Here is a 26,917-nt window from a genome sequence, read left to right as displayed (position 1 = left end):
AGCCTACAGGATGTTGGGCCGTACCGCCAAGCGCCCACCACAAGTTGTGCACAGCTTTCTGTGCGGCGGGGGCGTCAGGTCGGGTTGCGATAGACCATGCGGCGGACCGATCCGGTCTTGGACCGCATCAGGATCGTCTCGGTCGTGAGGTGCCCGACCTCGCGCTTGATCCCCGGCAGGAGCGAGCCCGAGGTCACGCCGGTTGCGGCGAAGATCACGTCCTGCGTCACCAGGTCGTCGCGGGTATAGACGCGGTCGAAATTGGTGATGCCGGCTTTCTGGGCGCGGCCGCGTTCGTCGTCGTTGCGGAAGAGAAGCTTGCCGAAGAACTGCCCGCCCATGCATTTCAGCGCGGCGGCGGCCAGCACGCCTTCGGGGGCGCCGCCCGATCCCATGTACATGTCGATGCCGGTCTGGTCGGGTTCGGCGCAGTGCATGACGCCGGCCACGTCACCGTCGGTGATCAGGCGGATGGCGCAGCCGGTGCCGCGCAATTCCTCGATCATGTCCTCGTGGCGGGGGCGTTCCAGCACGCAGACGGTGATGTCGTTGGTCGAACATCCCTTGGCCGCCGCCAGGGCCGAGACGCGTTCGGAGGGCGACATGGTCAGCGTCACCACGCCGGTCTTGAAGCCGGGGCCGATGGCCAGCTTTTCCATGTAGACGTCGGGCGCGTGCAGCATCGATCCGCGCGGGCCCATGGCGATCACGGTCAGCGCGTTCGGCATGTCCTTGGCGGTCAGCGTGGTGCCTTCCAGCGGGTCGAGCGCGATGTCGACGCCGGGGCCGGTGCCCGATCCGACCTCTTCGCCGATGAACAGCATCGGAGCCTCGTCGCGTTCGCCTTCGCCGATGACCACGACGCCGGTGATGTCGAGCTTGTTCAGCTCGTCCCGCATGGCGTTCACGGCGGCCTGGTCGGCGGCCTTCTCGTCTCCGCGCCCGATCCACTGGGCCGAGGCGATGGCCGCCTGTTCCGCGACGCGGGCGAGGCCCAGGGACAACATGCGGTCGTTGAAATCGGTCTTGGTGGGCATCGGATGGTCCTTTGTCGAAACGGGCGCCGTGCAAGCGGTGTATCGGCCCGGATACCCGCGTTCAAGGCGGGCCGGCGCCTCACCCGTGGGGTTAGCGCTAAACCGTGGCGCGATGCCGCCGGGTGCCGGTTTTCAGACCGTTTCGATCCTGAGCGCGACGGGCATCCCGTCCACCACGTCGAGCGCTGCCATGGCCGACAGAGCCTTTTCGAGCGCGTCGGGCGCGGCTTTGTGCGTGACGATCAGGACGGGGGCGACCGGGTCCTCGTGGCCGTACTGGCGCATCCGGTCGATGGACACGCCCGCCTCTCCGAGCGCGGTGGCGACCTTGGCGAGCGCGCCGGGTTTGTCGTGCAGCGCAAGGCGCACGTAGAACGGCGCGGGGGCGACGGATTTGGCGGGTGTCGCCTGCGTCAGCGCGGCGGCGGGCTTGCCGAAGGTGGGCAGGCGGGTGCCGCGGGCGATGTCGACGATGTCCGACAGCACGGCCGAGGCGGTCGGCCCTTCGCCCGCGCCCGCACCGCGCAGCACGATCTGGCCCACGTGGTCGCCTTCGATCACCACCATGTTCGTGCCGCCGGTCAGCTGGCCGAGCGGAGAGGCGGCGGGGACAAGGCAGGGCGTCATGCGCTGTTCCAGCCCCCGGCCCGTCATCTGGCAGACGCCCAGCAGCTTGATCTTGTAGCCCATGTCGGCGGCGGCGCGGATGTCCTCGATCGTGACCGAGCCGATGCCCTGCAATTCGACCGCGTCGAAGGCCACGCGCGTGCCGTAGGCGATGGCGGCCAGCAGCGCGAGCTTGTGGCCCGCGTCGATCCCGCCCACGTCGAGGTTGGGATCGGCTTCGAGGTAGCCCAGCCCGTCGGCCTCGGCGAAGGCCTCGTCATAGGTGAGGCCCGCATCCTCCATCCGCGTCAGGATGTAGTTGCAGGTGCCGTTCATCACGCCCATCACGCGGGTGATGTCGTTGCCCGCCAGCCCTTCGGTCAGGGCCTTGATGACGGGGATGCCGCCCGCGACGGCGGCTTCGAACCGCAACACGGCGCCCGCGGCCTCGGCGACTTCGGCGAGCGGCTGGCCGTGATGGGCCAGCAGCGCCTTGTTGGCGGTAACCACGTCCTTGCCCGCGGCGAGCGCGGCTTCGGTCGCGGCCTTGGCCGGGCCGTCCTCGCCCCCCATCAACTCGACGAAGACATCGACATCGTCGCGCGTGGCAAGCGCGACGGGATCGTCCTCCCACGCGTAATCGGCAATCGACACGCCGCGATCCTTGCCGCGCGACCGGGCCGACACGGCGCTGATCGCGATCTCGCGGCCCGTCCGTTCGGTGATCAGGGCGGCCTTCTGGCGCAGGATCCGCACCACGCCCACGCCCACGGTGCCCAGACCGGCAATGCCCAGTCTCAACGGTTCGGTCATGTCTGGTCTCCCGGTAGGCGCAGTGGATGCCGGGCGGTCTATCCCGCGGGGCAGGGTGGCGCAACCGCGCAATCGGGTGGCGGAGTCAGGGGCGCACGCCGCGCGCCATCCGCCGCTTGGTCGCGGCGTCGACCACCGGGCCGCCGAGCCGCGCCGCGCGCGCGCGCAGGGCCGCGACGCGGCTCAGGACCTGGCCTTCGAGGTCGGGCGTGACCAGCCGCGCGGGCGAGGCGATCAACGTGTCGATCGGCAGAAGCGCCGGGAAGTCGCGGTCATAGATGCCGGGATCGACCGCCGCGTCCAGTTCGGGAAACTGGGAACAGGCCGCGAGGGCGGCGGGCAACAGCAACATGCGCAGGGCGGCGCGACGCATCGGGCATCCTTTCCAGATGCCCCCGTCTTGCCGGAAGGGCGCGCGCCGTGCAAGTCGGGGCTTGATTTGAACACCTGTTCAGATACCAACGGTGCATGGCCCGTACGCAAGGCAGCTTTTCGGACGTGACCGGTCCGCGCATTCACGCGGCAGCGCAGGCGCTTTTCGCGCGCCACGGCTATGCCGCCGTGTCGATGCGCCAGATCGCGGGCGAGGTGGGCGTGCAGGCGGGGGCGCTTTACAACTACACGCCCGACAAGCAGTCGCTGCTGGTGGCGCTGATGCGCGCGCATATGGACGAGCTGCTGTCGACCTATGCCGCCGAGGACGTGCCCGACGATCCCTGCGCCGCGCTGCGCCATTTCGTGCGGTTCCACATCCGGTTCCACCTGCCGCGCCACGACGCCGTCTTCATCGCCTACATGGAGCTGCGGAACCTGTCGCCCGAGAACTTCACTGTGATCGAGGCGCTGCGCCGCGATTACGAAACCCACCTTGAAACGATCCTGCGCTCGGGCAACGGCACCTCGGTGTTCGACGTGCGCGACACCAAGCTGACGACGCTGGCCATTATCGCGATGCTGACCGAGATCACGACGTGGTACCGCGAAGGCGGGCGGCTGGCGCAGGCGGAGGTGGAAGAGATCTACCTCGCCCTCGTCTGCCGCATGGTGCGCGGCGCCGAGGGGGGATGAAGGGAGTCGGCTGGCGAGCAGCCGACCTACATCCCATCGCCCCAAGTAGGTCGGCTGCTCGCCAGCCGACCCCCCCCGAAAGGTCAGTGCGCGGGCTGGATGAACGTGCCGTTGCGCAAGTCGCGGAACGCCTGTTCCAGTTCGGCCCGCGTGTTCATCACGATCGGCCCGTGCCACGCCACCGGCTCCTGGATCGGCGCGCCCGAGATCAGCAGGAACCGGATGCCGTCGGGCCCCGCCTGCACCGTCACCTCGTCACCCGTGCCGAAGCGCACCAGCGTGCGGTTGCCGCTGAGGTCGCGGATGTTGACCTCCTGTCCCGCCACTTCCTTTTCCAGCAGCACGCCTTGCGGGTCCGACGCATCGGCGAACTTGCCTGCCCCGTCGAAGATATAGGCGAAGGCGCGGCGGTAGGTGTCGATCCGGAACGTCTTGCGCACCCCCGCGGGCACGAAAATGTCGAGGTATTGCGGATCGGCGGCGATCCCGTCGACCGGGCCGGTCTTGCCCCAGAACGAGCCGACGATCACCTTCACGCGGGTGCCGTCGTCGTCGATGATCTCGGGGATGTCCTTGCCTTCCACGTCCTGGTAGCGCGGCGCGGTCATCTTGAGGCTGCCGGGCAGGTTCGCCCACAGCTGGAAGCCGTGCATCTGGCCCTTGGCGTTGCCCTTGGGCATCTCCTGGTGGAGGATGCCCGATCCGGCGGTCATCCATTGCACGTCGCCCGCGCCCAGCGTGCCGGAATTGCCGAGGCTGTCGCCGTGTTCGACGGTGCCGTTCAGCACGTAGGTGATCGTCTCGATCCCGCGATGCGGGTGCCAGGGGAAGCCTTTCAGGAAATCCTCGGGCCGTTCGTTGCGGAAATCGTCGAACAGCAGGAACGGGTCCAGTTCGGACGGATCCTGGAAGCCGAAGGCGCGGTGCAGGTGCACGCCGGCGCCTTCCATGTGCGGCATGGCGCGGCGGGTCTCGATCGTGGGTCTGAGGGACATGATGTGCCTCCTTTCGTTGCCCAACAGATAAGCCGCGCACCTGCGCACAGCAATGCCGCGTCCTGTGCCGCTGCCCGCCGATTTTGTGCAGAAATGCACAGAGTTTCGTGCTATGGTTGCGATATTCAACGGATTTCATTTCAAGGTGCCCCATGGCCCAGGACTTTGACGACGCCGAATGGGCGCAGATCACCACGCAGCTTGACGGCGACCCGGCCGGATATGGCCTGCCCGAGCGGCGCGACGGATCGGTCGTGCTGGCCTCGTGGAACATCCGCAAGTTCGGCAGGCTCACGCGGGACGACGGCAGCCCGGCGAAAAGCCCCGGTGCCACGGCCATGATCGAACGCTTTGCCGAGCGCTGCGACCTCTTGGCGATCCAGGAGGTGCAGACCGACACGGCGAGCCTTTACGCCCTGCGCGACGCGCTGGCGGCGGGCGGGCAGGACTGGCGCATCCTTTACAGCGACGTCACGGGCCGCGCGCCGGGATACGAGGGCATGTCGGAGCGCGCGGCCTACCTTTATCGCGGGGACCGGGTGCAGCTGGGCAACCTCGCCTCGGATCTGTCGTTCGACCGGCGCGCGGTGATGGACAACAGCAACGAGGCCTTGCGCAAGGTCGTGAGCGCGCAGATCGAGAAGGCGGGCGAAGACGGGCTGATGGCGCAGATCACGGCGTGGCTGACCGGGCAGACGCGGATCGCCGGGGCCAAGCTGCAACGCTTCGTGCAGTTCATCCGCACGCCGCACCTCGTGGAATTCGTGATCCCCGGTCCCGACGGGGCCTACCGGTTCTATTGCGTGAACGCGCATCTGGTGTCCGGCAAAAGCAAGCGCGAGCGCGAGCAGGAGTTCTTTGCCCTGCTGGAATGGCTGCTGATCGACAGCAAGAAGACGGTCACGCCCGGCGGGATCAGTTTCCTGCTGATGGCGGACCTGAACCTCGATTTCCAGTCGAACGTGGACAAGCGCCGCGCGGCGTTCGCGGAATACATGACCTCGATCAACCGCGAGAAGGACCTGCGCGCCAAGGTCAATTTCCCGTTCCTCGACGGGGCCTTTTTCACCAATGCGCGCGGCACCGAGACCTTCGACCACATCGCGTGGATCAGCGAGGATACGCGCCTGCCGCGCGGGCGGCACAACGAGACGCGGGGAACGCATGGCGCGGACGGGTTCGATTACGGCATGTTCGATTTCGCGCGCCTGATCGGGGAGGCCGGGTTCACGTCCGGTGGCGCCCCCGATTACGAGCGGTTCGAACACGACCTGAGCGACCACATGCCCATCTGGGTCCGCTTGCCGCGCCCGGTTGCGGGGCAAGCGGATTTCTCGGTCGACTGAACGCGGCACAAGGTCGCAAACAAGCTTGACCGGCGCGCGGGCGCCGGGCCAGCGTCCCCTTGCACGTGTGAGGGAGAGCACCATGAAAATCGGGTTTATCGGGCTGGGCAATGTCGGCGGCAAGCTGGCGGGCAGCCTTGTGCGGAACGGGCAGGACGTGGCCGTGCACGATCTGGACGCGGGTCTTGTCGCGGCCTTCGTGGCAAAAGGCGCGCGGGACGGCACCGATCCGGCAACGCTGATGCAGACCTGCGACGCGGTCATCACCTGCCTGCCGTCGCCCGCCGCCTCCGACGCGGTGATGGCGCAGATGCTGCCCCATGTCGGCCCCGGCAAGATCTGGATGGAGATGTCGACGACCGATGCGGACGAGGTCAAGCGCCTTGGTCAGGCGGTGATCGCGGCGGGGGGCGCGGCGGTCGATTGCCCGGTTTCGGGCGGGTGCCACCGGGCGGATACCGGCAACATCTCGATCTTCGCGGGCTGCGACCGGGCGACGTTCGACCGCATCCTGCCGCTTCTGACGACGCTGGGCCGGCGGGTGCTGCATACCGGCGATCTGGGCAGCGCGTCGGTCCTGAAGGTGGTGACCAACTACCTCGCCACCGCGAACCTTGTCAGCTGCGCCGAGGCGCTGACCGTCTGCAAGGCGGCGGGCATGGACCTCAACACCAGTTACGAGGCGATCAAGATCTCGTCCGGCACCTCCTTCGTGCACGAAACCGAAAGCCAGGTGATCCTGAACGGGTCGCGCGACATCTCGTTTACGATGGACCTTGTGGCGAAGGATATCGGGCTGTTCCAGGAGGTGGCCGACAAGGCGGGCGTCGCGCTGGAACTGTCGCCGCTGCTGATCGACATCTTCAAGGACGGGATCGCGAAATACGGCCCGCGGGAATTGTCGCCCAACATCATCAAGCGGCTCGAGGAACGCGCGGGCGTCACCGTCACCGCGCCGGGCTTCCCGCCCGAGATGGTCGATGACGAACCGGAAGAGCCGGGATACGAGGTCATCCCCAACCGCGGCTGACCGGTGTCCGCGCCATTCGCCCTCGCCAAGCATCGCGGCGTGAAGTAAAGCGGCGCGGCAGACCGGGGGAGGGCACATGGCCATATCGGGAGAGCTTCTGGCAGAGGTCGCGGCATCGACGCCGCGCCGGATGCTGGGCGTGGGCGTGTTGGCGTCGCTGGGCGTGGTGCTGTTGTGGACCGCCTTTAACACGCCGCCCGCGACGCTGTCGCTGCTGTTGCTTTTACTGGTCGGGGGCGTTGCGGCGCTGTTCGGCGCGGTGCGGATGTGGCGCGCGACCGAGGGCCGGCTGGCGCTGACCACGGACGGGCTGTTCGATCCCGACGGCAAGTGCCTTGCGGGGTGGGAGGACATGGACCGGGTCGATCGCGGGATGCTCGCCTTCAAGCCGTCGAACGGTTTCATGCTGACCCTGAAGTCACCGGGCGCGCGGGCGTGGCGGCCCGGCCTTTTCTGGCAGCTTGGCCGGCGCATCGGCGTGGGCGGCGTCACGGCGGCCGCGCAGGCCAAGGCGATGGCCGATCTCATCTCGATCCGGCTGGCCGAACGGGCGGACGCCGACACGCGCTGACAGCCGGGCCGGCGGACAAAGGAAAACCCCGCCCGATCGGCTGATCGGACGGGGCGTGTCTGTGACAGGGTCGTGTGGGTGCGGGCCGGTCAGCCTGCGTTCCACATCACCTGCGGTGCAAAGCGCGGGCGGGTGAACACGAAGGTTTCCACCTCGTCGCCCAGCAGGCCGATATCGGACACCGAGTCGTACCGCGTCTTGGTCTCCACCAGGATCAGTTGCTCGTTGTGCACCATGTTGGGCAGCTTGTTTGCGAGCTTCTTCACCTGCGTGTTGTTCAGGGGTTCGTAACCGGCGCCCTTCTTTTTCGACCAGACGCGCTGATAGCGGTCCTTGTTGGCGTTGTACTTGACCACCGTGACCCGCAGCGAGGTGTCGGCTGCTTCGGATTCCGACAGGAATTGCAGCAGCTTGTAGGCGTTGGTCATGTAGGTCGGGTCGATGTAGTCGGTTTCCCGGCTGATCATGTCCCCGATCGTGTAGGCCGCCTTCTGCGCCACCGAGTGGGAGCGGAAGTTGTCGAAGAAGATGAACATCGCCATGAACGCCCACAGAAGGACAGGCAGGAGGATGATCGCTTCGACCGACAGGTTGGCTTCCTCGTCCTTGCGGAAGCGTGCGAAAAGCGTGTTCAGTTTGCTTGTCATGTCGATCACCGAGGTTCCTGCACGAAGGCAGAGGTTGCAATAAGCCCCACGTCACCGTTCGCGTCCTTCGCCATCGACTCGCCCAGCGCGGTGGTCGGGAAGAAAGGCGTGAACTTCAGGCAGGCGCGCAGCACCATCAGCTCGTTGTCCAGCCCGTTCGAGAACTGGCGCACCGGTGCGACGGGTGCCGACTGGTCGGTGCAATCCGCGTTGCCGTCGATGGAGGTCCATGCGCGCAGGTCGCGCTGCATCATCTCGAGCCGCAGGTTTTCCTGGCAATCCGGCACCAGTGCGATGTTCTCGCAGATCTGGTCCTTGATCTGGTCGTGCTGCGGAGCGGTGCCGGTCCCCAGCCGGATGTCGCGGACAGTCATGTCAAGCGAGCGTTCCAGCATCGTGTGGCGGACCGTGACCACGCCCAGTTCGACAGAGGCGAGCAGGATCACCATGAAGAGAGGGAACCAGATGGCGAATTCCACCGTCATGGAGCCCTGTTCCTGCGCCATGTGGCGGCGCAGGCGGGAGAAGAGTTTCTGTGTCATTGGATCAGCCTCAGCTGGTTGATTTGGCGCGCGATCGACTGGAAGGCATCTACGATCTCGGAGCCTTCCACTTCGAAGAAGTGTGCGGGCGACGAGGCGCATTGTTCCATCACGTCCGATCCGTGTTCGCCGGTTTCGAAGCCGATGGACCACACCACGATCCCGGCGGCCTTGGCAGCGTCACACGTCTGGTCGAGGTAGGTATCACCCTGGCTCGGCGTGTACTTCGTGAAGTAGAAGTTGCTGTGCTGGTACGACGGAACGTAGTTGTTCAGGTAGTACCACAGCGGGTAGCGCGACCAGTGGTAGTACTCGTTCGACGCGTTGTAGGCCCATTCCTTGATCCGGCGCGTGGTCACGTTCTGACCGTCCGTCATCAGGATGATGGTCTTCAGCGTTTCCGGGTCGGTATAGTCCGCCGGACGGCCCGAGAATTCCGAGTCCACTTCGCCTTCCGCGATCAGTTGCGACACGATCGGGCGGAATGTCGGGTCGAGCATCGCCGTCCCCCACTTCATGCCCAGGTGGATCGACGTGTTTGCGCGGGCGCGCAGCGACGAGATCTGGCTGTTCAGGGCCGAGGCGTTCTGGCTGAACGACGTGATGCGTTCATAGGACCGCTTCGGGCAACCGGGGTTCTGGATGGTGCCCGGATAGTTCGACGAGGATTCGAAGTGCTGGCCCTGCTCCCACGTGCGGCTCAGGTCGATTTCGGTATCGTCGAATTCGCCCGAGTTCCACTCGAGACAGTGCGAGTAGTTGTGTTTGTGGTTCACGTTGAGCTTGTCGTAGATCAACGGGCCCGCATTCACCTGCGCGGTGTAGGGCACGATCGAGATCGAGATCAGGTCTTCGGTTTCCGGCTTGATGACCGTGTTCACGAAGGTCTGGCCCGCGTTGCGCAGGTTGGCGATCTTGTTGTTCCAGCCCATCGAGCCGGAGATGTCGAGCACCATCGAGATCTCGACGTTGCCGATCCGCTCTTCGGCGGTGCCGGAGGCCGGGGCCGACAGGCTGTTGATGCCGAGCAGGTTCATGAAGATCGTGTCGGTCACCGTTTCAGCGGTCGCGGACACTTCCTTGAAGTTGAGGCCGGTATCGACGTCAACACTCTGCAGGTAGTTGCCCATGCCAGCCTTGGCGAAGTAGTCGTTGACCACTGCCGTCGGTTCAAGCGTCTGGTCCAGGTCGGCTGCAGCCAGCACGGCCCGGTCCAGCGTGTGCTGGAGTTTGGTGCGTTTCATTTCGTTCATCATGAGGTCGACGCCGACACCGCCGGCCATCAAGATCATGAAGAACATGAACAGCGAGAAGATCGAGAGTGCCCCGTCTTCGTCGCGAGCAAAGCGAACCATGCGGAACCAGTCCACATAGTTGGGCTTGGCCCGTGCCACGCGGGTCTGCGTGTCTGTTCCCAAGCGTTTCAATGTCACATTCCTTCTACGGTCCGCCAATGGCGGGCGAGCACCCCAACACACCCCTTTTGTGTAGCTGCGTTTATGTCGGTCAAATGCGGCGTAAGTTGGGCCTTAAGCGTTGAAAATTCTCATTATTTTTGGGATTTTGCGGACAATCCGGGCTTGTGGGCCTGCATTGGTCAGGCTGCCGCGACAATGGGCGGAAATGCGTACTCAAAAGGCGCTTTAGGATGGCAATCCGAGTCGCGACTCGTCCGTGTCGCGGTTCGGAGTGGTGCCGGGACAGGGACCCCGGCGAAAAAGCCCCGGCCGTATCGGCCGGGGCGCGGGCCCGTGCGTCAGGGCCGTCGCGGCGCCGTCAGCCCTGCCACTGAACCTGAGGGGCGAACCGGGGCATGGTGGCCACGAACGTCTCGATCGGGGCGTCGGACAATCCCAGGTCCACGATCGGGTCATAGACCGATTTCGTTTCGACCAGGATAATCTGCTGGCCGGACGGCATATCGGGGATCTGGTCGCGCAGCGCATTCACCTGCGCCTCGTTCAACGGCGCATAGCCCGTGCCCTCGGTCCACGACCATTCCAGCGTCAGCGCGTCGTTGGGTCCGTCATAGCCGATGACGGTGACCCGCAACCCGGCGGTGGCCGCGTCGGTGCCGTTCATGAAGGTGACGAGGTTCATCGCCCCGTCCATGTAGCCCGGCGTGATGTAGTCGGTCTCGCGGCTGATCATGTCGCCGACCGTGTAGGCCGTCTTGCCGGCCACCGAATGGGCGCGGAAGTAATCGAACAGCACGAACATCGCGATGAACATCACGATCAGGATCGGCAGCAGGATCACGGCCTCGACCGTCATGTTGCCGCGTTCGTCGTTCCGGAACCTTGCAAGGAAAGAGAAGTGGGTCATGGGAACCTCATGTCTCGAATGGTCCGCCCGAAGGTGGAACCGCCAGCGCCCCCGCGCGACACCGGTCGCACGCCCAGAAGGCCGGGCGCGCGATCGGAAGCCTTGGATGACGAAACGCGACGGGTCGCGTGGACAGGTGCCATGACGGCGCGGTGCCCTTCGACGAGTCGCTGCAGGAAGTGTGTGAGCATCTGAACTCCTTCGGGGCAGGGGCGCGATTTCGGCCCGTCTTTGCCCAAGTTTCGTCACAACAAGGCATGTGACGGCCATTTGGGGCAAAATTGCGGCAACTTGGCCCGAAAAGTGTTGAAATATCATTGGTTTGGTTGACACTTGGCGGGGATTGCCGCGACTGTTCACGGCCCTGCGACAATCGCCGTTTCGGCCCTGGTCCGGACGCCGTCTGGCGGCCGTTCCGGCGGCCAAACCGCCGAATCGCGCGGATTTCCATTTTGCCTAGAAATTGGTCGCGCTTTGCCTGCGCGCATGCGTAGACTTGGAAACGACTCGATTGATCCTCTGCCGCATTTAACCAGGAGAGCCCCATGTCCAGCTCCGACCAAGAGCCGAGTTTCCGCAAAAGCGTTGACCTGATGTTCAACCGCGCAGTGGCGTTGATGGATCTGCCGCCGGGGCTGGAAGACAAGATACGGGTCTGCAACTCGACCTACACGGTGCGCTTCGGCGTGCGGCTGCGCGGGCAGATCCATACCTTCACCGGCTACCGGTCGGTGCATTCCGAACACATGGAGCCGGTCAAGGGCGGTATCCGCTTCTCGCTGGGCGTCAACCAGGACGAGGTGGAGGCGCTGGCGGCGCTGATGACCTATAAATGCGCGCTGGTGGAAACGCCGTTTGGCGGGTCCAAGGGCGGGCTGTGCATCGACCCCCGCGAATATACCGAGCAGGAGATGGAAAGCGTCACCCGGCGCTTTGCCTACGAACTGGCCAAGCGCGACCTGATCGACCCGGCCCAGAACGTGCCCGCGCCCGACATGGGCACGGGCGAGCGGGAAATGGCGTGGATCGCCGACCAGTACCGCCGCATGAACACCAGCGACATCAACGCCGCCGCCTGCGTCACCGGCAAGCCGCCGCATGCCGGCGGCATCCAGGGCCGGACGGAGGCGACGGGCCGCGGCGTGCAATACGCCTTGCGGGAATTCTTCCGCCACCGCGACGATGTCGAAACCGCCGGGCTGGATGGCAAGCTCGACGGCAAGACCGTGATCGTGCAGGGCCTCGGCAACGTGGGCTACCACGCGGCCAAGTTCCTGTCCGAAGAGGACGGCTGCAAGATCATCGGGATCATCGAACGTGACGGCGCGCTGACCGACGCGGGCGGGCTGAACGTCGACGCGGTGCAGGCGTGGATGGCCAAGCATGGCGGCGTGAAAGGCTACCCCGACGCCACCTATGTCGAAAACGGCGCCAAGGTTCTCGAAGAGACCTGCGACATCCTGATCCCCGCCGCGATGGAAGGCGCGATCCACAAGAAGAACGCCCAGAACATCAAGGCCAAGCTGATCATCGAGGCCGCGAACGGCCCGGTCACCTTCGGCGCGGACGAGATCCTGCGCAAGAAGGGCGTCGTCATCATCCCCGACCTTTATGCCAATGCGGGCGGCGTGACGGTGTCCTATTTCGAATGGGTCAAGAACCTCAGCCATATCCGGTTCGGCCGGATGCAGCGGCGGCAGGAAGAGGCGCGGCACGAACTGATCGTGGCCGAGCTTGAACGCCTGTCGGACCACCTTGGCGACAAATGGTCGATGACGCCCAACTTCAAGGAGAAGTACCTGCGCGGCGCGGGAGAGCTGGAACTGGTGCGGTCGGGCCTCGACGACACGATGCGCGCCTCGTACCAGTCGATGCGCGAGGTCTGGCGCGCGCGCGACGACGTCGACGATCTGCGCACCGCCGGGTTCATCGTGGCGATCGGCCGGGTGGCGCAGGCTTACAAGTCGAAGGGTCTGTGAGCCTCGATTTCGCCTGCGCCTGCGGCACGGTCCGCTGGTCCGTCGACGCGGCAGGGGCGCGGTCGGGCACGCACACGATCTGCTATTGCCGCGATTGCCGCGCATGGGCGCGGTCGCTCGGGATCGGTGACCAGCTGGTGCCGGGCGGCGGCCTGCGCCTGTTCATCACCCAGCCGGGTCACATGGAGGTGACCGGCGACACCTCGGCACTGGTCTGCACGCGGCTGTCGCCCAAGGGGCTCGAGAGGTGGTCGACCGCTTGTTGCAACACGCCCGTCGCCTCGCATGTTCCGGGCTGGGCGCCGATGGCGGGGGTCACGGCGGCGTCGCTGCCCGACCCCTCGGTGCTTGGTCCGGTGCGGCTGATCTACGGCGCGAAGGGCGCGCTGCCGGGCCATGACGCGCCCACCCGCAACCGCGGTGTGAAACGGCTGATGATCCGGCTCCTGTTTTCCAGCCTCTGGGGCCATGTCACGGGCCGGTCCCGGCGCACGCCCTTCTACCGCGACGGCGCACGCCCTTCTACCGCGACGGCGCACCGGTGACCGAGCCGCGGGTCATGTCGAAGGCAGACCGCGCGCGCTTTACCGATTGAGGCGTTTTTGCTCTGGGCAGGAGTGTCCAGACGTTGCTAACCTCTGACCGACCGGCTGAGTCCGGATACCGGTCGAGGGAGGCACCCGATGCGCTTTTCCGCGCTGCGAATCCTGAAGGAAGGCCTGACCGGCAATGCCGGTTGGGGGCCGCATTGGCGCTCGCCCGAACCGAAGCGCGAATACGACGTCATCATCATCGGCGGCGGCGGGCACGGGTTGTCGACGGCCTATTACCTCGCCAAGAACCACGGCATCACCAATGTCGCGGTGCTGGAGCGTGGGTATCTCGGTGGCGGCAACGTGGGCCGGAACACGACCATCGTGCGGGCCAACTATTTCCTCGAAGGCAACTCGCAGTTCTATTCCCACTCGCTCAAGCTGTGGGAGGGGCTGGAGCAGGACCTGAACTACAACGTCATGCTGTCGCAACGCGGGCAGCTGATGCTGTGCCATTCCGACGGTCAGCGTGACGCTTATGCCCGGCGCGGCAATGCCATCGTGAACCAGGGAGATGATGCGGAGCTTTGGAGCGCCGAGAAGGTGCGCGAAGAGATCCCCTATCTCGATTTCGACAACACGCGCTTCCCGATCTACGGCGGGCTGATGCAGCGCCGGGCCGGGTCGGCGCGGCATGACGCGGTGGCGTGGGGATATGCGCGGGGCGCGTCGGACCGGGGCGTCGACCTGATCCAGCAATGCGAAGTGACCGGCATCGACATCGAGAATGGCCGCGTGACCGGCGTGCAGACGACGCGTGGCCCGATCCGCGCCGGGAAGGTGGCGCAGGTGGTGGCGGGTCGGTCGTCACAGGTGGCGGCGATGGCGGGGATGCGGCTGCCGATCGAATCCACCGTCTTGCAGGCCTTCGTGACCGAGGGGCTGAAACCCTGCATCGACCACGTGATCTCTTTCGGGATGGGGCATTTCTATATCAGCCAGTCCGACAAGGGCGGGCTGGTCTTTGGCGGCGACATCGATTTCTACGCCTCCTACGCGCAACGCGGCAACCTGCCGATGAAAGAGCACGTGATGGAGGCCGCGATGACCCTGATGCCCGTGATCGGCAAGGCCCGCGTGTTGCGGTCGTGGGGCGGGATCATGGACATGACGCCCGACGGATCGCCCATCATCGATCACTCGGGGATCGAGGGGTATTACATCAACGCGGGCTGGTGTTACGGCGGGTTCAAGGCGGTGCCGGGATCGGGATACGCGCTGGCGCACCTGATGGCGACGGGCCAGCCGCATGACAGCGCCGCCGCCTTCCGGCTCGACCGGTTCCGCACGGGCCGTGGCCTGATGGACGAGGAGGGGACAGGTGCCCAGCACAACCTTCACTAGGAGCCAGAGCGGCATCGACGGGCCGCGGTGCGTCGATCCGACAGATCGGCTGTCGCGCTTGATGGTCGCCAAGTCCGAACTCCGCCCCGGCGATGCACCAGGCCCAGCCAAATCGACGTGCCGTGGGGGCGGCCCGTCGATGACGCGGCGGCCTGCGGCCTTGATTCCGCGTCTGGGCGCGTTGCTCGTCGGGTGTGCGATTGCCACCCCAGCCGCCGCACAAGTCCCCCACGGCTGCTTCTCCCGCACCTACGACAACGCGCACCTCGCCGCGAACCCGGCCCAGATCGTGCGAGACCTGATGCGGTTTGTCCGCAACGCGCCCGAACAAGACGTGGTCTGGGCCGATCCTGCCGTCACCTTCGCCGATCAGGGACGCGTCCGATGCCGCCTGAACCGGGTTGACGCTCAGACATGCGAGGCCATGCGATGAGACTGCCCTGTCCGATCTGCGGCGAGCGCGACCGGCGCGAGTTCTATTACAAGGGCCACGCGCTGGCCCTGAACCGCCCCGACCCGGACGCGGACGACGCGGAATGGGACGACTACGTCCACCTGCGCGACAACCCCGCAGGCCGCACGCGCGACCTGTGGTACCATTCCGCCGGATGCGGCGCGTGGATCGTCGTCGACCGCGATACCGTCACGCACGAGGTCTTCGGCGCGACGCTGGCCGAGGATGCGGAGGCCCGCGATGCGGCTGGATAAGGGCGGGCTGATCAATCGCGGCCACAAGCTGCGCTTTTCCTTCGACGGGGTCGGGTATTCGGGCTTTGCGGGTGACACGCTTGCCTCGGCGCTGATGGCCAGTGACGTGCGCGTGGTGGGGCGGTCGTTCAAGTACCACCGCCCGCGCGGCATCGTGACCGCCGGTTCGGATGAACCCAATGCGCTGATGACCGTGGGCCGGGGTGCCGCCGCCGTGCCCAACACCCGCGCCACAATGCAGGAGGTTTACGAGGGACTGAAGGCGGTCAGCCAGAACCGCTGGCCCTCGCTCGCCTTTGACCTGCTGTCGCTCAACGACCTCGCCGCGCCCTTCCTCGGCGCGGGGTTCTATTACAAGACGTTCATGTGGCCGAAATCCTTCTGGGAAAACGTCTACGAGCCGCTGATCCGCCGCGCCGCGGGCCTTGGGGCCCTGTCGTGGGAGGCCAATGACGAACGCTATGAAAAGGCGTTCGCCCATTGCGACCTGCTGGTGATCGGTGCGGGGCCAACGGGGCTGATGGCGGCGCTCACGGCGGGGCGTGCCGGGCTTGACGTGATCCTCGCGGATGAAGACGCGCGCATGGGCGGGCGTCTGCTGGGCGAACGGGAAGAGGTGGGTGGCCAGCCGGGCCACCTTTGGGTGGCGGAGGTGCTGGCCGAACTGGGCGCGATGCCCAATGTCCGCCTGATGCCGCGCACCACCGTGACCGGGGCTTATGACGGGGGCACCTACGGCGCGCTGGAACGGGTGTCGGGCCACGTCGCCGCGCCCGCGCCCGACCTGCCGCGCGAATGTTTCTGGCGGATCACGGCGCGGCGCGCGGTGCTGGCGACCGGCGCGCTCGAACGCCAGATCGCGCTCCGCAACAATGACCGCCCCGGCGTGATGACGGCGGGCGCGCTACGCACCTACCTCAACCGCTATGCCGTCTCGCCCGGTCGCAAGGTCGCGGTCTTCGGCAATACCGCCGATATCTACCGCACTGCCCGCGACCTGATGGCGGCGGGGGTGGAGGTCGCCTGCGTGGCCGATGCCCGCGAGGGTGTGGGAGAGACGCTCAATTGTCCGGTGTACGAAGGCGCGCGGGTGGAGGACGTGGCGGGCCGGCGCCGCGTCCGCGAGGTCGCGGTGCGCCGCGCCAGCGGCGTGGTGCGGGTGGCCGCCGACTGCCTTGCCGTGACAGGTGGCTGGAACCCGGCGATGCACCTCACCTGCCACATGGGCGCGCGGCCCGTCTGGGATGCGGGGCTCGCCGCCTTCGTCCCGCCCGACGGCGCGGTGCCGGGGCTTTTCCCCGCAGGAGCGGCGCGGGGGCGGTTTTCCACGCAGGCCTGCCTCGCCGACGGGCGCGGCATAGCCGCCCGGCTGGTCGAGGAGATGGGAAAGACCGTGCCACAGGCCGACGTGCCCGAGGCCGAAGACGGCACCTATGACATCTCCCCGCTCTGGACCGTGCCGGGCAAGGGGCGCGCATGGCTCGACCTGCAGAACGATGTGACCGTGAAGGACGTGAAGCAGGCCGCGCGGGAGAACTTCTCCTCCGTCGAGCACATGAAACGCTACACCACGCAGGGCATGGCGACGGACCAGGGCAAGGGATCGAACGTGCAGGCGCTGGCGATCCTCGCCGATGCGACCGGGCGCGGCATCGAGGAGACCGGCACCACCACCTTCCGCCCGCCTTATACGCCTGTCAGCATCGCCGCGTTGGGCGCGGGCGGGCAGGGGAAGGGATTTGCGCCGGAACGCCACACCACCTCGCACGCCGCCAGCATTGCCGCCGGGGCGCCCATGATCGAGGCAGGGCTGTGGTACCGCCCTTCCTATTTCCCGCGTGAAGGCGAGACCACGTGGCGCGAGGCCTGCGACCGCGAGGCCGCGATGGTGCGCGACACCGTGGGCGTCTGTGACGTCTCCACCCTCGGCAAGATCGACATTCAGGGGCCGGACGCTGCCGCGTTCCTCGATTTCGTCTACACCAACACGTTCTCCACGCTGAAGGAGGGCCGCGTGCGGTATGGCCTGATGCTGCGCGAGGATGGGCACGTCATGGACGACGGCACCACCGCGCGGCTTGGTCCCGATCACTACGTGATGACGACGACGACGGCGGCGGCGGGGCAGGTGATGCAGCACCTCGATGTCGTGGCGCAATGCCTGCGGCCCGATCTGGAGTTGCGCTTCGCTTCGGTGACCGAGCAATGGGCGCAATTCGCCGTGGCGGGGCCGCGCGCGAAAGAGCTGCTCGACGCGGTCTGCGACGCGCCCGTCGACCTGCCGTTCATGGGCTGCGGCCCCGTCGCGGTCGGCGGGATCGCCGGGCGGCTGTTCCGCATCTCTTTCTCGGGCGAGCACGCCTACGAGATCGCGCTGCCCGCCCGCTACGGCGCGGCGTTGTTCGACGCGCTTGTCGCAAAGGCCGAAGAGATGGGCGGCGGGGCCTACGGGATGGAGGCGCTGAACGTCCTCCGGATCGAGAAGGGGTTCATCACCCATGCCGAGATCCACGGCCGCGTCACCGCCTTTGACATCGGGATGCAGGGGATGGTCAGCGGCAAGAAGGATTGCGTGGGCAAGACGATGTCGGAACGCCCCGGCCTGATGGAACCCGCGCGCGAACGGCTTGTGGGGCTGCGCCCCGTCAGCGGCGGCGAATTGCCCATGGTCGGCGGCGCGCACCTGTTCGAGGAAGGGGCCGATCCCGTGCGCGTGAACGACCAGGGTTATGTCACCTCGGTCGGGTATTGCCCCGCGCTGGGCGAAAGCCGGGCGCTGGCCTTCCTGAAACGCGGCCCCGACCGGATGGGCGAACGGATCAGCGTGGTTGATCATGTCAGGGGAGAGACCATCCTGTGCGAGGTCGTCCCGCCCGTGGCCTTCGACCCCGAGGGAGGACGCCTGCGTGATTGACCTCGACCTTACCGACCCGCTGGCAGGTGTCAGCCCGCTTCAGGCGCCCGGTGTGACGCTGATGGTCGCGGGGCTTGGGCCGCTGACGCTGATCCTGCCGTTCCGGGGCAAGGAAGACGCGGTCGGCGCGGCGCTTGGCGCCGAACTGCCCGCGCCGGGCCGGTCCGTGCAGGACGGCGACCGGCGCATCACGTGGTTCGGGAAGGAGGCGTGGCTTGTCTCGGGCGCGGCGGTGGAGGCCGACCTTAGCGGCCTTGCGGCGGTGACCGACCAATCGGATGGTTGGGTCGCGGCGACGCTGGACGGGCCGGCGGCGCGGGAGGTGCTGGCGCGGCTCACGCCGCTTGACCTGCGGCCCACGGCCTTTCCGGTGGGGGCGGCGGCGCGGAGCGAGTTGGGGCACATGCCCGCGGCGTTCATCCGCACGGGCGAGGATCGCTTCGCGGTGATGACCTTCCGGTCGATGGCCGGGACCTTCTGGCATGAACTTGCCGACGCGGTGCGCGGTGTCGCGGCACGGCGGGGTGGATGAATCGCGGCGCGGCGGCTATGTCTGCGGCAACCAAGCTGCAACGGGATACCGCCATGACCCTCCGCTCCACCCTCGTCTGCCTCGCCCTTCTTCTGCCCGCGCTGCCGGCCGCCGCGCAGGAGTTGAAGGCCGCGGATTGCGAGACCTTCGGCAAGATCACGCAAGAGGCGGTGATGGCCCGCACCGCCGGCAAACGCCCCCGCGCCGCCACCCGCCAGATTTCGCGCGGGCTGACGGGTGACCTCGAACGCTTCAAGGGCGCGGTGCCGCTGCTGGTCGATTTCGTCTATGGCCTGCCCGAGGCGCAGCTGTCGGCGGATGTGGGCGCGACCTATGCCTCGGCCTGCGTCGAGCAGGCGTCGGGCTGATCCGGCCCCGCCGACGCGCGACCCGGCTTTCCTTCCGGCCCCCGCCGCGCGATACTTGCGCCCATGAGCCTGCCACCCGGATTCCTGGATGAATTGCGCACGCGCCTGTCCATCGGACAGGTGGTGGGGCGCAAGGTCATGTGGGACCAGCGCAAATCCAACCAGGCCAAGGGCGATCTGTGGGCGCCGTGCCCGTTCCACCAGGAAAAGACCGCCTCGTTCCACGTGGATGACCGCAAGGGGTATTACTATTGCTTCGGCTGCCACGCGAAGGGCGACGCCATCTCGTTCGTGCGCGAGACCGAGAATGTGAGCTTCATCGAAGCCATCGAGATCCTTGCGGGCGAGGCCGGGATGCAGATGCCCGCCCGCGACCCCCGCGCGCAGGAAAAGGCCGACCGCCGCAGCCAGCTGGCCGAGGTGATGGAACGGGCGGTGCAGTTCTATCGCCTGTCCCTGCGGCAGGGCGTGGGGGCGGCGGCGCGGGACTACCTGAAGGGCCGGGGGCTCGACGGCGAGGCCGCCGACCGGTTCGAGATCGGCTTTGCCCCGGAAGGCTGGCAGGTGCTGTGGGATCACCTGAAGGGCAAGGGGGTCGAGGATGACCTGATCCTCGGCGCGGGGCTGGCCAAGCCCTCGCAGAAGGGCGGCAAGCCCTATGACACCTTTCGCAACCGCATCATGTTCCCAATCCGCGATCCGCGCGGGCGCTGCATCGCCTTCGGCGGGCGGGCGATGGATCCCAATGACGGGGCGAAGTACCTGAACTCGCCGGAAACCGAGCTGTTCGACAAGTCTCGCACGCTTTACAACCACGGCCCCGCGCGGGAAGCGGCGGGCAAGGGCCAGCCGCTGATCGTGGCCGAAGGCTACATGGACGTGATCGCGCTGGTGCAGGCGGGGTTCGGCGCGGCGGTGGCCCCGCTGGGCACGGCGGTGACCGAACACCAGCTGGCGATGCTGTGGCGCGTCGCGCCCGAGCCGGTGGTGGCGCTGGATGGCGACACGGCGGGTTTGCGCGCCGCCTACCGCGTGATCGACCTCGCCCTGCCGCTTCTGGAGGCCGGGCAATCGCTGCGCTTTGCCCTGATGCCCGAAGGGCAGGACCCGGACGACCTGATCCGTGCCTCGGGGGCGGGGGCGCTGCAGGAGCGGCTCGACGCGGCGATGCCGATGGTGCGGCTGTTGTGGCAGCGCGAGACCGAGGGGCAGGTATTCGACAGCCCCGAACGCAAGGCGGCGCTCGACCGGGCGCTGCGCGACCGGATCAAGCTGATCCGCGACCCGTCGATCCGGTCGCATTACGGGCAGGATATCAAGGAGATGCGGTGGCAGCTCTTCCGGCCCGCACGCCCTGCGGGCGCGCGCCCCGGCCTCGCCCCCGGATTCGCGAGGAACCGACCCATCGTGCCCGTCGCGCCGACGCGGGCCTCGGCGCTGGTGGCGGATGCCGAAGCGCCGGAACGGATGCGGGTGGCGGTGATCCTCGCCACCTGCCTGACCTGTCCCGACATCCTTGACGAGTTCGAAGGTGCGCTGGAGACGATCGAGCCGTCGGACGGCGATCACCGCGCGTTGCGCGACGCGCTTCTGCGCCATGCCGGGGCGGTGGACCTGCGCGAAGCGGTCGCGGGCGAGGTCGGGGCCGAAGCCCTTGAAACGCTGATGTCGAACACCCACGTCGCCATCACCCCCTCGCTGCGCGATCCGCAAAACACCGACCTCGCCCGCGCGACACTGGCGGAGGAACTGGCGAAGCTCGACGCGGCACGGGGGCACGCGCTGGAACTGGCCGAAGCGGTCGAGGATCTCACCGGCACCCCGGACGAGACGCTGACATGGCGCCTTGCCCAGGCCGCCGAGGCCCGCGACCGCGCGATGCGCAGCCAGCAGACCGACACGACCGAATACGATACCGGCGACAACGGCGCGCGAATCAATCGTGACGAACGTGCCGCGCTGGATGCCCTGATGGAGAAGATATCCTTTGAAAAGCGTCGAAAATAGCACGACTGGCAAGGATTCTCTGACAATTTGAGCATATACCGCTGGCCGAATCAGTTGCGGACCCTAATGATTCGTGGTGATTCGCGACGCAGGTCCCAGACCCCGGTCCACTCGAGGAGCACCGCCGATGGCCCCCAAAGACAACGACGACCGCAAGACCGACGACCAGGACAATGAAATCTCGCTCGACATGAGCCAGGCGGCGGTCAAGAAGATGATCGCCGAGGCGCGCGAGCGTGGCTACATCACCTACGACCAGCTGAACACCGTTCTGCCGCCCGACCAGGTGTCCTCCGACCAGATCGAGGACGTGATGTCGATGCTGTCGGAGATGGGCATCCAGGTCACCGAGGATGACGAGGAGGCCGAGGACGAGGACAAGGGCTCCACCGAACTCACCACCACGGCGCAGAACAAGGAAGTCGCGCTGTCGTCGGGCGAGACGGAAAAGCTCGACCGCACCGACGACCCGGTGCGCATGTACCTGCGCGAGATGGGCAGCGTCGAACTGCTCAGCCGCGAGGGCGAGATCGCGATTGCGAAACGTATCGAGGCGGGCCGCAACACGATGATCGCGGGGCTGTGCGAAAGCCCGCTGACCTTCCAGGCGATCACCATCTGGCGCGACGAACTTCTGTCCGAAGACATCCTGCTGCGCGACGTGATCGACCTTGAAACCACCTTCTCGGGCCAGATGGGCGAGGATGGCGAGGTCGAGGAGCCGGTCGTTCCGTCGGCCAACGGCGCCGCCCAGCCCGCCGCCAAGTCGGAAGAGCAGGAACTGGATGCCGACGGCAATCCCATCGCCAAGGACGACGATGACGACGATGACGAGCAGGCGAACATGTCGCTCGCCGCGATGGAGGCCGCGCTCAAGCCGCAGGTCCTCGAAACGCTCGACCGCATCGCCGAGGATTACGGCAAGCTGGCCGAAATGCAGGACAGCCGCATCAGCGCGACCCTGAACGAGGACGGCAGCTTTTCGTCGAAACAGGAAGACGCCTACCAGGCGCTGCGGTCGGAAATCGTGGAACTGGTGAACGAGCTTCACCTCCACAACAACCGGATCGAGGCGCTGATCGACCAGCTTTACGGCATCAACCGCCGGATCATGCAGATCGACTCGTCCATCGTGAAGCTGGCCGATCAGGCCCGCATCAACCGCAAGGAATTTGTTGACGAATATCGCGGGCGCGAGCTTGACCCGAACTGGCTGGACGACATGGCCAAGAAATCGGGCCGCGGCTGGCAGATGTTCATGGAACGCTCGGCCGACAAGGTCGAGGACCTGCGCGGCGACATGGCACAGGTCGGCCAGTATGTCGGCGTCGACATCACCGAATTCCGCCGCATCGTCCAGCAGGTCCAGAAGGGCGAAAAGGAAGCGCGGCAGGCCAAGAAGGAAATGGTCGAGGCGAACCTGCGCCTCGTGATCTCCATCGCCAAGAAATACACCAACCGCGGGCTGCAATTCCTCGACCTGATCCAGGAAGGCAATATCGGCCTGATGAAGGCGGTGGACAAATTCGAATACCGCCGGGGTTACAAGTTCTCGACCTACGCGACGTGGTGGATCCGCCAGGCGATCACCCGGTCGATCGCCGACCAGGCCCGCACGATCCGTATCCCCGTCCACATGATCGAGACGATCAACAAGCTGGTCCGTACCGGCCGCCAGATGCTGCACGAGATCGGCCGCGAGCCGACGCCGGAAGAACTGGCCGACAAGCTGCAGATGCCGTTGGAGAAGGTCCGCAAGGTGATGAAGATCGCCAAGGAGCCGATCTCCCTTGAGACGCCCATCGGCGACGAGGAAGACAGCCAGCTGGGCGATTTCATCGAGGACAAGAACGCCGTCCTGCCTTTGGACAGTGCCATTCAGGAGAACCTGAAGGAAACCACGACGCGCGTGCTGTCATCGCTCACCCCGCGCGAGGAACGCGTGCTGCGGATGCGCTTTGGCATCGGGATGAACACCGACCACACGCTCGAAGAGGTCGGCCAGCAATTCTCGGTCACCCGCGAACGCATCCGCCAGATCGAGGCGAAAGCCCTGCGCAAGCTCAAGCACCCCTCGCGGTCGCGCAAGCTGCGCTCGTTCCTCGACCAGTAAGGCGAACCCATACCGATGGCTCAGGCGGCAGAATGCTGTCGCCTAGGCCGCCATCCGGTTCGTGGCGGGACGAACCCAGAACAACCCGTCGCGCGCCGAGTACCGGCTGACCTCGATCCAGGTCATCTCCCCGATCATCTCGAGCCGGCTGTCGCACCGCAGCAGCGCGGCAACGACGTATCTTGCGGCGTTGTCCGCCCCGAACACGGCCACCGGACATTCCCTGATCTTCAGGAACTTGTGCAGCGGCGCGACACAGGCCACCCCGCCCTTGGTTTTCAGCAACCCACCCGCCCGCGCAAGATCCCCGGCGGTCGTCACCAGCATGAGCGCGTTGCGGGAATGCGAACTAGTATCGAACATCGTTTCCCCTTTCCGCGGTTCCAGTTCGCTGCTCGATACCGGTTGCACTTCAGGGTGGCGTTCTTGGGGAGCGTCTTCGGAGCCGCGTAATTGCGGTCCTCGGTCCAATGATGCGCCTTACGTAAAAAGCTATGGCATGCTGAAAACAGTTTTGTGACGGTTGCGTAACGGATTTATGACAGGCGCGTTCAAGGCACTTGCCGCGCGACCGCCAGCCGCCCGGCGGCGGTGCACGAAACGGTCGGGTCAGGGGTGGCGCGGCAGGGGATCAGCGAGGGGCTTGCCCGGTCGCTTTGGCCGGGTACACTCGGGTCGCACGACAGATGGCGGGAACGATGTCCATACTCTCAAGACTTTTTGGCGGCGGTGGCGGCGCGAAGGACGGCGCGGCAGAGCCTGCCTCGTTCGAAGAGTACGAAGGTTACCGCATCTATGCCGAGCCTGCCTCCACCTCCGGCGGGTTCCGGGTTTCGGCCCGGATCGAACGGGACGTGGAGGGCGAGACGCGGGCGCACCAGATGATCCGCGCCGACGTGATTTCCAGCATGGACGAGGCGCGGGCGACGACGGTGCTGAAAGCCAGGCAGCTGATCGACCAGCAGGGCGACGCGATTTTCCGCTGACCCGCCGCCACCATCGGTGTCAGGTCAGGTCCGGTCCGCCTGGTTCGGGTCCGACGTGGTGCCGGGGCCCGAGCCGGGATGCTGCCCGGAGGACGGCGCGTCGTCCGATGTTTCGGGCACATTCGCGTGCGGGTCGGGGCGCGGGGTGCCGGTGCGGTCGGCCTGGTTGGGATCGGTGGTGGTGCCGGGGCCGGTGGGCTGGGTATCGTCGGTCATCGTGATCTCCTCAATGCGTGGGCATGATGAACATCTCGCGCACGGTCGCGCGGTCGGGGGCATCCAGCGCGTAGACGACGGCGCTGGCGATATCCTCGGGCTTCAGCTTGTCGGGCTTGCCCTCGTCGAAGAACGGCGTGTCGACCATGCCGGGAGCGATCACCGTGCAGCGCCCGCCCCATTCCTTCATCTCGGCGGCGAGGTTGCCGCCATAGCCGTGCACGAACCATTTCGACGCGCCGTAGACCGACCCGGCCAGATGCACGCGGCCCGCCGCCGACCCGGTCAGGACAAGGTGGCCGGTATTGGCCTTCAGCTGCGGCATCGCCGCCTTCACCGTCCACATCAGGCCGAGGATGTTGATCCGCACCAGCTTTTCCCATTCCTCGGGATCGCCCTTTTCGGTGCCCGCGACCGACAGGCCGGTCCCGGCATTGGCGAAGGCCGCGTCGAGCGCGCCGAACTTTTCCACCAGTTTCCCGATCGCGGCGCGCTGTTCTTCAAGGTCGGTGGCGTCGCCCGGCAGGGCGAGGGCCGCGTCACCCAACTCGCCTGCAAGGTCATTCAGCTTGTCTTCGGACCGGGCGAACAGGCCGACATTCCAGCCGGCCTTGACCGCCGCGCGGGCCGTTTCCGCGCCGATCCCGCTGGAGGTGCCGGTGATGAAAAGGGTCTTTGCCATCGGTAAATTCCTTTCGCGTGGGTTGCAGGGGTAACGCGCCAGCCGCCGAAGGTTTCACGCCCGGCGCGCAAAATCCGCGATTTCATGCTAGGATCGGGGCGGAACCGTGGAGGGATATGAAGATGCGTATCGTCAAGTGGGTTCTGGCCGTCCTGCTGATCCTGGCCATCCTGTTCGTCGTCATCGGGATGATCCTGCCGCGCGAGGTGACCGTGGCGCGCAGCATCACCATCAACGCCCCGCCCGAGGACGTCTTCCCGCATGTGAACTCGATGAAGGCGACCGAGGCGTGGTCGCCATGGCTGTCCCGCGACCCCGCGACGAAGCTCGTCTATTCCGGGCCGGATGCGGGCACCGGGGCGCGGCTCGAATGGGCGTCGGACAACCCGCAGGTGGGGGTGGGCAGCCAGGTCATCACCGCGTCGACCGAGAATGAACGCGTCGAAACCGCGCTCGATTTCGGAGACATGGGCACAGCCAACGCGGCCTTCCTGCTGGTCGATGCCGGTGGCGCGACAGAGGTGACGTGGACGCTGGAAACCGACATGGGCGGCAATCCCGTCGGGCGCTGGATGGGCCTGATGATGGATCGCTGGGTCGGGGCGGATTACGAACGCGGGCTGGCCAACCTCAAGGCGCTGGTCGAAGGCTAGGGCCGGGCGTCACCCGCCATCCGCGGCGGCCGGCGTGACCTGCGCCTCGTCCGTCGCGGCGGGCGGCTCGATCCGGTTGGCTTTCTGCCAGGCGTCGATGAAGGCCGTGATGACGGTCTGCATCGCGTCGCGGGGGGAGAAATCGGCATCCGCCTCGCTTTGCCCGGCAAAGGCCGACCACGTCGTGCCCGACAGCATCAGCGTCAGGTCGCGGGTCAGCGCCATGTCCTGCTTCAGGCTCAGCGATACCGACCACGGCCTGCAGCCATAGACTTCGGGGCTGTAGCGCAGGCTCAGCGTCGGGCGGCCGGGCACCTGGTCAAGGTCGTCCTTGGCGACCATCGGTATCCCCGCCTGCGCCATCGCCTCGACCAGGAAGGTATGCGCCTCCCCGCCGAAATTGCCCTTGAACGTCGCGGGGCCCCGCGCGCCGCGCAGGTCGGCGAAGACGCCGGTCAGCCCGCGCAGGGTGTCGATCTTCTCGGCGTATTCCATGGTGGTGTAATCGGGGATGACGCCCGGTTCGTCTGGGCCGTCAAGGCAGATCGGCAAAGCCTCGTGTTCAAGGTTGGCGCTGCCGAAATACCGCGCGCTTGGTTCCAGCCGCTCGAACAGCGATGCCGCGTCGGGGGTCGGCACGTTCATCATGAAGTGGCTGCGCAGTCGTCTTTTGGGCGCACATTCCTCGGCCCCGATGCACAGCGGATCGGTGGCGGGAATCTGCTCCCACATGAGCCAGAGGTTGTTCGATGCCGCGGATTGCTGCGCCGCGACCGGTCCGGCCAAAAGCGACGCGGCCAGCAGCAGGATGTGCAGCCGGTGCATGAGTTGTCCCCACAAGT

The 26,917-nt window shown here is 66.5% G+C and carries 28 protein-coding genes; 16 read left to right on the top strand and 12 right to left on the bottom strand.

Features of this window, described 5'->3' with window-relative positions; translation table 11 throughout:
• Positions 1-74: 74 nt before the first annotated feature.
• The 3 genes from glpX to ATO11_RS16730 form a co-directional block, all read right to left on the bottom strand.
• Positions 75-1,037, bottom strand: coding sequence for a class II fructose-bisphosphatase (gene glpX, locus ATO11_RS16740; protein ID WP_050532053.1), 963 nt, complete (start codon positions 1,035-1,037; stop codon positions 75-77).
• Between the two features lie 132 nt (positions 1,038-1,169).
• Positions 1,170-2,456 carry a homoserine dehydrogenase gene (locus tag ATO11_RS16735; RefSeq protein ID WP_050532052.1) on the bottom strand — a complete coding sequence of 429 codons (1,287 nt, stop codon included), beginning with the start codon at positions 2,454-2,456 and terminating at the stop codon, positions 1,170-1,172.
• A gap of 85 nt (positions 2,457-2,541) precedes the next feature.
• The gene (locus ATO11_RS16730) at positions 2,542-2,829 is read right to left on the bottom strand and encodes a hypothetical protein (RefSeq protein ID WP_050532051.1); all 288 of its coding nucleotides are present in this window, start codon (positions 2,827-2,829) and stop codon (positions 2,542-2,544) included.
• Positions 2,830-2,924: 95 nt separating this feature from the next.
• On the opposite strand from ATO11_RS16730, the gene ATO11_RS16725 reads away from it, so the two are divergent.
• Positions 2,925-3,524 carry a TetR/AcrR family transcriptional regulator gene (locus ATO11_RS16725; protein ID WP_050532050.1) on the top strand — a complete coding sequence of 200 codons (600 nt, stop codon included), beginning with the start codon at positions 2,925-2,927 and terminating at the stop codon, positions 3,522-3,524.
• A gap of 83 nt (positions 3,525-3,607) precedes the next feature.
• Here the strand turns inward: ATO11_RS16725 and ATO11_RS16720 are convergent, their stop codons facing one another.
• Positions 3,608-4,519, bottom strand: a complete 912-nt coding sequence (locus ATO11_RS16720) for a pirin family protein (RefSeq protein ID WP_050532110.1) — start codon at positions 4,517-4,519, stop codon at positions 3,608-3,610.
• A gap of 152 nt (positions 4,520-4,671) precedes the next feature.
• Between ATO11_RS16720 and ATO11_RS16715 the strand changes: the two genes are divergently transcribed.
• The 3 genes from ATO11_RS16715 (at position 4,672) to ATO11_RS16705 (ending at position 7,466) form a co-directional block, all read left to right on the top strand.
• On the top strand, positions 4,672-5,865 hold the full coding sequence (locus ATO11_RS16715) for an exonuclease/endonuclease/phosphatase family protein (RefSeq protein ID WP_050532049.1): 1,194 nt from the start codon (positions 4,672-4,674) through the stop codon (positions 5,863-5,865).
• Positions 5,866-5,947: 82 nt separating this feature from the next.
• Complete coding sequence (locus ATO11_RS16710; protein ID WP_050532048.1) at positions 5,948-6,895, top strand: NAD(P)-dependent oxidoreductase; 948 nt, start codon at positions 5,948-5,950, stop codon at positions 6,893-6,895.
• Positions 6,896-6,971: 76 nt separating this feature from the next.
• Entirely contained in the window at positions 6,972-7,466 is a 495-nt protein-coding gene (locus ATO11_RS16705; RefSeq protein ID WP_242601446.1) for a hypothetical protein, read from the top strand.
• Positions 7,467-7,555: 89 nt separating this feature from the next.
• Here the strand turns inward: ATO11_RS16705 and ATO11_RS16700 are convergent, their stop codons facing one another.
• The 4 genes from ATO11_RS16700 to ATO11_RS22210 form a co-directional block, all read right to left on the bottom strand.
• Positions 7,556-8,113: a TadE/TadG family type IV pilus assembly protein gene (locus ATO11_RS16700; RefSeq protein WP_134643148.1), complete on the bottom strand. Its 558-nt coding sequence runs from the start codon at positions 8,111-8,113 to the stop codon at positions 7,556-7,558.
• A 5-nt stretch (positions 8,114-8,118) separates the two neighbouring features.
• Positions 8,119-8,655 (bottom strand): TadE/TadG family type IV pilus assembly protein, encoded by a 537-nt coding sequence (locus ATO11_RS16695; RefSeq protein WP_050532046.1) that lies wholly within the window; start codon positions 8,653-8,655, stop codon positions 8,119-8,121.
• Positions 8,652-10,088, bottom strand: a complete 1,437-nt coding sequence (locus tag ATO11_RS16690; RefSeq protein WP_423212716.1) for a TadE/TadG family type IV pilus assembly protein — start codon at positions 10,086-10,088, stop codon at positions 8,652-8,654. The genes ATO11_RS16695 and ATO11_RS16690 overlap by 4 nt, the downstream gene beginning before the upstream one ends.
• A 343-nt stretch (positions 10,089-10,431) precedes the next feature.
• The gene (locus ATO11_RS22210) at positions 10,432-10,980 is read right to left on the bottom strand and encodes a TadE/TadG family type IV pilus assembly protein (protein WP_050532045.1); all 549 of its coding nucleotides are present in this window, start codon (positions 10,978-10,980) and stop codon (positions 10,432-10,434) included.
• Positions 10,981-11,525: 545 nt separating this feature from the next.
• On the opposite strand from ATO11_RS22210, the gene ATO11_RS16680 reads away from it, so the two are divergent.
• The 10 genes from ATO11_RS16680 to rpoD all read left to right on the top strand — a co-directional run bounded on the left by ATO11_RS16680 (position 11,526) and on the right by rpoD (position 23,538).
• Positions 11,526-12,959: a Glu/Leu/Phe/Val family dehydrogenase gene (locus ATO11_RS16680; protein WP_050532044.1), complete on the top strand. Its 1,434-nt coding sequence runs from the start codon at positions 11,526-11,528 to the stop codon at positions 12,957-12,959.
• Positions 12,956-13,504: a DUF6151 family protein gene (locus ATO11_RS16675; RefSeq protein WP_050532043.1), complete on the top strand. Its 549-nt coding sequence runs from the start codon at positions 12,956-12,958 to the stop codon at positions 13,502-13,504. Before ATO11_RS16680 ends, ATO11_RS16675 begins: the two co-directional genes overlap by 4 nt.
• Positions 13,505-13,642: 138 nt before the next feature.
• A complete protein-coding gene (locus ATO11_RS16670) occupies positions 13,643-14,896 on the top strand; it encodes a sarcosine oxidase subunit beta family protein (protein ID WP_050532042.1) in 1,254 nt (417 codons plus the stop codon).
• Complete coding sequence (locus ATO11_RS21850; RefSeq protein ID WP_134643146.1) at positions 14,874-15,329, top strand: hypothetical protein; 456 nt, start codon at positions 14,874-14,876, stop codon at positions 15,327-15,329. The genes ATO11_RS16670 and ATO11_RS21850 overlap by 23 nt, the downstream gene beginning before the upstream one ends.
• Positions 15,326-15,604, top strand: coding sequence for a sarcosine oxidase subunit delta (locus ATO11_RS16660; RefSeq protein ID WP_050532040.1), 279 nt, complete (start codon positions 15,326-15,328; stop codon positions 15,602-15,604). Before ATO11_RS21850 ends, ATO11_RS16660 begins: the two co-directional genes overlap by 4 nt.
• Entirely contained in the window at positions 15,591-18,518 is a 2,928-nt protein-coding gene (locus ATO11_RS16655; RefSeq protein WP_050532039.1) for a sarcosine oxidase subunit alpha family protein, read from the top strand. Before ATO11_RS16660 ends, ATO11_RS16655 begins: the two co-directional genes overlap by 14 nt.
• A complete protein-coding gene (locus tag ATO11_RS16650; RefSeq protein ID WP_050532038.1) occupies positions 18,511-19,050 on the top strand; it encodes a sarcosine oxidase subunit gamma in 540 nt (179 codons plus the stop codon). Before ATO11_RS16655 ends, ATO11_RS16650 begins: the two co-directional genes overlap by 8 nt.
• A gap of 53 nt (positions 19,051-19,103) precedes the next feature.
• Entirely contained in the window at positions 19,104-19,418 is a 315-nt protein-coding gene (locus tag ATO11_RS16645) for a hypothetical protein (protein WP_050532037.1), read from the top strand.
• A 63-nt stretch (positions 19,419-19,481) separates the two neighbouring features.
• Positions 19,482-21,425 (top strand): DNA primase, encoded by a 1,944-nt coding sequence (gene dnaG / locus ATO11_RS16640; protein ID WP_050532036.1) that lies wholly within the window; start codon positions 19,482-19,484, stop codon positions 21,423-21,425.
• 127 nt (positions 21,426-21,552) lie between these two features.
• Positions 21,553-23,538: an RNA polymerase sigma factor RpoD gene (gene rpoD / locus ATO11_RS16635; RefSeq protein WP_050532035.1), complete on the top strand. Its 1,986-nt coding sequence runs from the start codon at positions 21,553-21,555 to the stop codon at positions 23,536-23,538.
• 42 nt (positions 23,539-23,580) lie between these two features.
• Here the strand turns inward: rpoD and ATO11_RS16630 are convergent, their stop codons facing one another.
• Complete coding sequence (locus ATO11_RS16630; RefSeq protein ID WP_134643145.1) at positions 23,581-23,901, bottom strand: hypothetical protein; 321 nt, start codon at positions 23,899-23,901, stop codon at positions 23,581-23,583.
• A gap of 335 nt (positions 23,902-24,236) precedes the next feature.
• Here ATO11_RS16630 and ATO11_RS16625 point away from each other — a divergent pair, with 335 nt between their 5' ends.
• Positions 24,237-24,524, top strand: coding sequence for an HlyU family transcriptional regulator (locus tag ATO11_RS16625; RefSeq protein ID WP_050532107.1), 288 nt, complete (start codon positions 24,237-24,239; stop codon positions 24,522-24,524).
• A gap of 24 nt (positions 24,525-24,548) precedes the next feature.
• Here the strand turns inward: ATO11_RS16625 and ATO11_RS16620 are convergent, their stop codons facing one another.
• Positions 24,549-24,740 carry a hypothetical protein gene (locus ATO11_RS16620; RefSeq protein ID WP_050532033.1) on the bottom strand — a complete coding sequence of 64 codons (192 nt, stop codon included), beginning with the start codon at positions 24,738-24,740 and terminating at the stop codon, positions 24,549-24,551.
• 10 nt (positions 24,741-24,750) lie between these two features.
• Positions 24,751-25,422: an SDR family oxidoreductase gene (locus ATO11_RS16615; protein WP_050532032.1), complete on the bottom strand. Its 672-nt coding sequence runs from the start codon at positions 25,420-25,422 to the stop codon at positions 24,751-24,753.
• 122 nt (positions 25,423-25,544) lie between these two features.
• On the opposite strand from ATO11_RS16615, the gene ATO11_RS16610 reads away from it, so the two are divergent.
• Positions 25,545-26,075: an SRPBCC family protein gene (locus tag ATO11_RS16610; RefSeq protein WP_050532106.1), complete on the top strand. Its 531-nt coding sequence runs from the start codon at positions 25,545-25,547 to the stop codon at positions 26,073-26,075.
• Between the two features lie 9 nt (positions 26,076-26,084).
• On the opposite strand, the gene ATO11_RS16605 is transcribed toward ATO11_RS16610, so the two are convergent.
• Positions 26,085-26,900 carry a hypothetical protein gene (locus tag ATO11_RS16605; RefSeq protein WP_050532031.1) on the bottom strand — a complete coding sequence of 272 codons (816 nt, stop codon included), beginning with the start codon at positions 26,898-26,900 and terminating at the stop codon, positions 26,085-26,087.
• Between the last annotated feature and the right edge of the window lie 17 nt (positions 26,901-26,917).

This window comes from Pseudaestuariivita atlantica (assembly GCF_001205715.1).
Classification (GTDB): domain Bacteria; phylum Pseudomonadota; class Alphaproteobacteria; order Rhodobacterales; family Rhodobacteraceae; genus Pseudaestuariivita; species Pseudaestuariivita atlantica.
The sequence above is the reverse complement of the archived record's forward strand: the minus strand, read 5'-3'. Positions and strand labels throughout refer to the sequence as shown.

Bases quoted from the DNA above. Each gene is read 5' to 3' on its own strand.
- ATO11_RS16630 (WP_134643145.1), bottom strand. From the start codon at position 23,901: ATGTTCGATACTAGTTCGCATTCCCGCAACGCGCTCATGCTGGTGACG.
- ATO11_RS16715 (WP_050532049.1), top strand. From the start codon at position 4,672: ATGGCCCAGGACTTTGACGACGCCGAATGGGCGCAGATCACCACGCAG.
- ATO11_RS16660 (WP_050532040.1), top strand. From the start codon at position 15,326: ATGAGACTGCCCTGTCCGATCTGCGGCGAGCGCGACCGGCGCGAGTTC.
- rpoD (WP_050532035.1), top strand. From the start codon at position 21,553: ATGGCCCCCAAAGACAACGACGACCGCAAGACCGACGACCAGGACAAT.
- ATO11_RS16645 (WP_050532037.1), top strand. From the start codon at position 19,104: ATGACCCTCCGCTCCACCCTCGTCTGCCTCGCCCTTCTTCTGCCCGCG.
- ATO11_RS16625 (WP_050532107.1), top strand. From the start codon at position 24,237: ATGTCCATACTCTCAAGACTTTTTGGCGGCGGTGGCGGCGCGAAGGAC.
- ATO11_RS16730 (WP_050532051.1), bottom strand. From the start codon at position 2,829: ATGCGTCGCGCCGCCCTGCGCATGTTGCTGTTGCCCGCCGCCCTCGCG.
- ATO11_RS16720 (WP_050532110.1), bottom strand. From the start codon at position 4,519: ATGTCCCTCAGACCCACGATCGAGACCCGCCGCGCCATGCCGCACATG.
- ATO11_RS16710 (WP_050532048.1), top strand. From the start codon at position 5,948: ATGAAAATCGGGTTTATCGGGCTGGGCAATGTCGGCGGCAAGCTGGCG.
- ATO11_RS16620 (WP_050532033.1), bottom strand. From the start codon at position 24,740: ATGACCGACGATACCCAGCCCACCGGCCCCGGCACCACCACCGATCCC.
- ATO11_RS16610 (WP_050532106.1), top strand. From the start codon at position 25,545: ATGCGTATCGTCAAGTGGGTTCTGGCCGTCCTGCTGATCCTGGCCATC.
- glpX (WP_050532053.1), bottom strand. From the start codon at position 1,037: ATGCCCACCAAGACCGATTTCAACGACCGCATGTTGTCCCTGGGCCTC.
- ATO11_RS16695 (WP_050532046.1), bottom strand. From the start codon at position 8,655: ATGACACAGAAACTCTTCTCCCGCCTGCGCCGCCACATGGCGCAGGAA.
- ATO11_RS16700 (WP_134643148.1), bottom strand. From the start codon at position 8,113: ATGACAAGCAAACTGAACACGCTTTTCGCACGCTTCCGCAAGGACGAG.
- ATO11_RS16655 (WP_050532039.1), top strand. From the start codon at position 15,591: ATGCGGCTGGATAAGGGCGGGCTGATCAATCGCGGCCACAAGCTGCGC.
- ATO11_RS16615 (WP_050532032.1), bottom strand. From the start codon at position 25,422: ATGGCAAAGACCCTTTTCATCACCGGCACCTCCAGCGGGATCGGCGCG.
- ATO11_RS16680 (WP_050532044.1), top strand. From the start codon at position 11,526: ATGTCCAGCTCCGACCAAGAGCCGAGTTTCCGCAAAAGCGTTGACCTG.
- ATO11_RS16725 (WP_050532050.1), top strand. From the start codon at position 2,925: ATGGCCCGTACGCAAGGCAGCTTTTCGGACGTGACCGGTCCGCGCATT.
- dnaG (WP_050532036.1), top strand. From the start codon at position 19,482: ATGAGCCTGCCACCCGGATTCCTGGATGAATTGCGCACGCGCCTGTCC.
- ATO11_RS16705 (WP_242601446.1), top strand. From the start codon at position 6,972: ATGGCCATATCGGGAGAGCTTCTGGCAGAGGTCGCGGCATCGACGCCG.
- ATO11_RS22210 (WP_050532045.1), bottom strand. From the start codon at position 10,980: ATGACCCACTTCTCTTTCCTTGCAAGGTTCCGGAACGACGAACGCGGC.
- ATO11_RS16735 (WP_050532052.1), bottom strand. From the start codon at position 2,456: ATGACCGAACCGTTGAGACTGGGCATTGCCGGTCTGGGCACCGTGGGC.
- ATO11_RS16605 (WP_050532031.1), bottom strand. From the start codon at position 26,900: ATGCACCGGCTGCACATCCTGCTGCTGGCCGCGTCGCTTTTGGCCGGA.
- ATO11_RS16670 (WP_050532042.1), top strand. From the start codon at position 13,643: ATGCGCTTTTCCGCGCTGCGAATCCTGAAGGAAGGCCTGACCGGCAAT.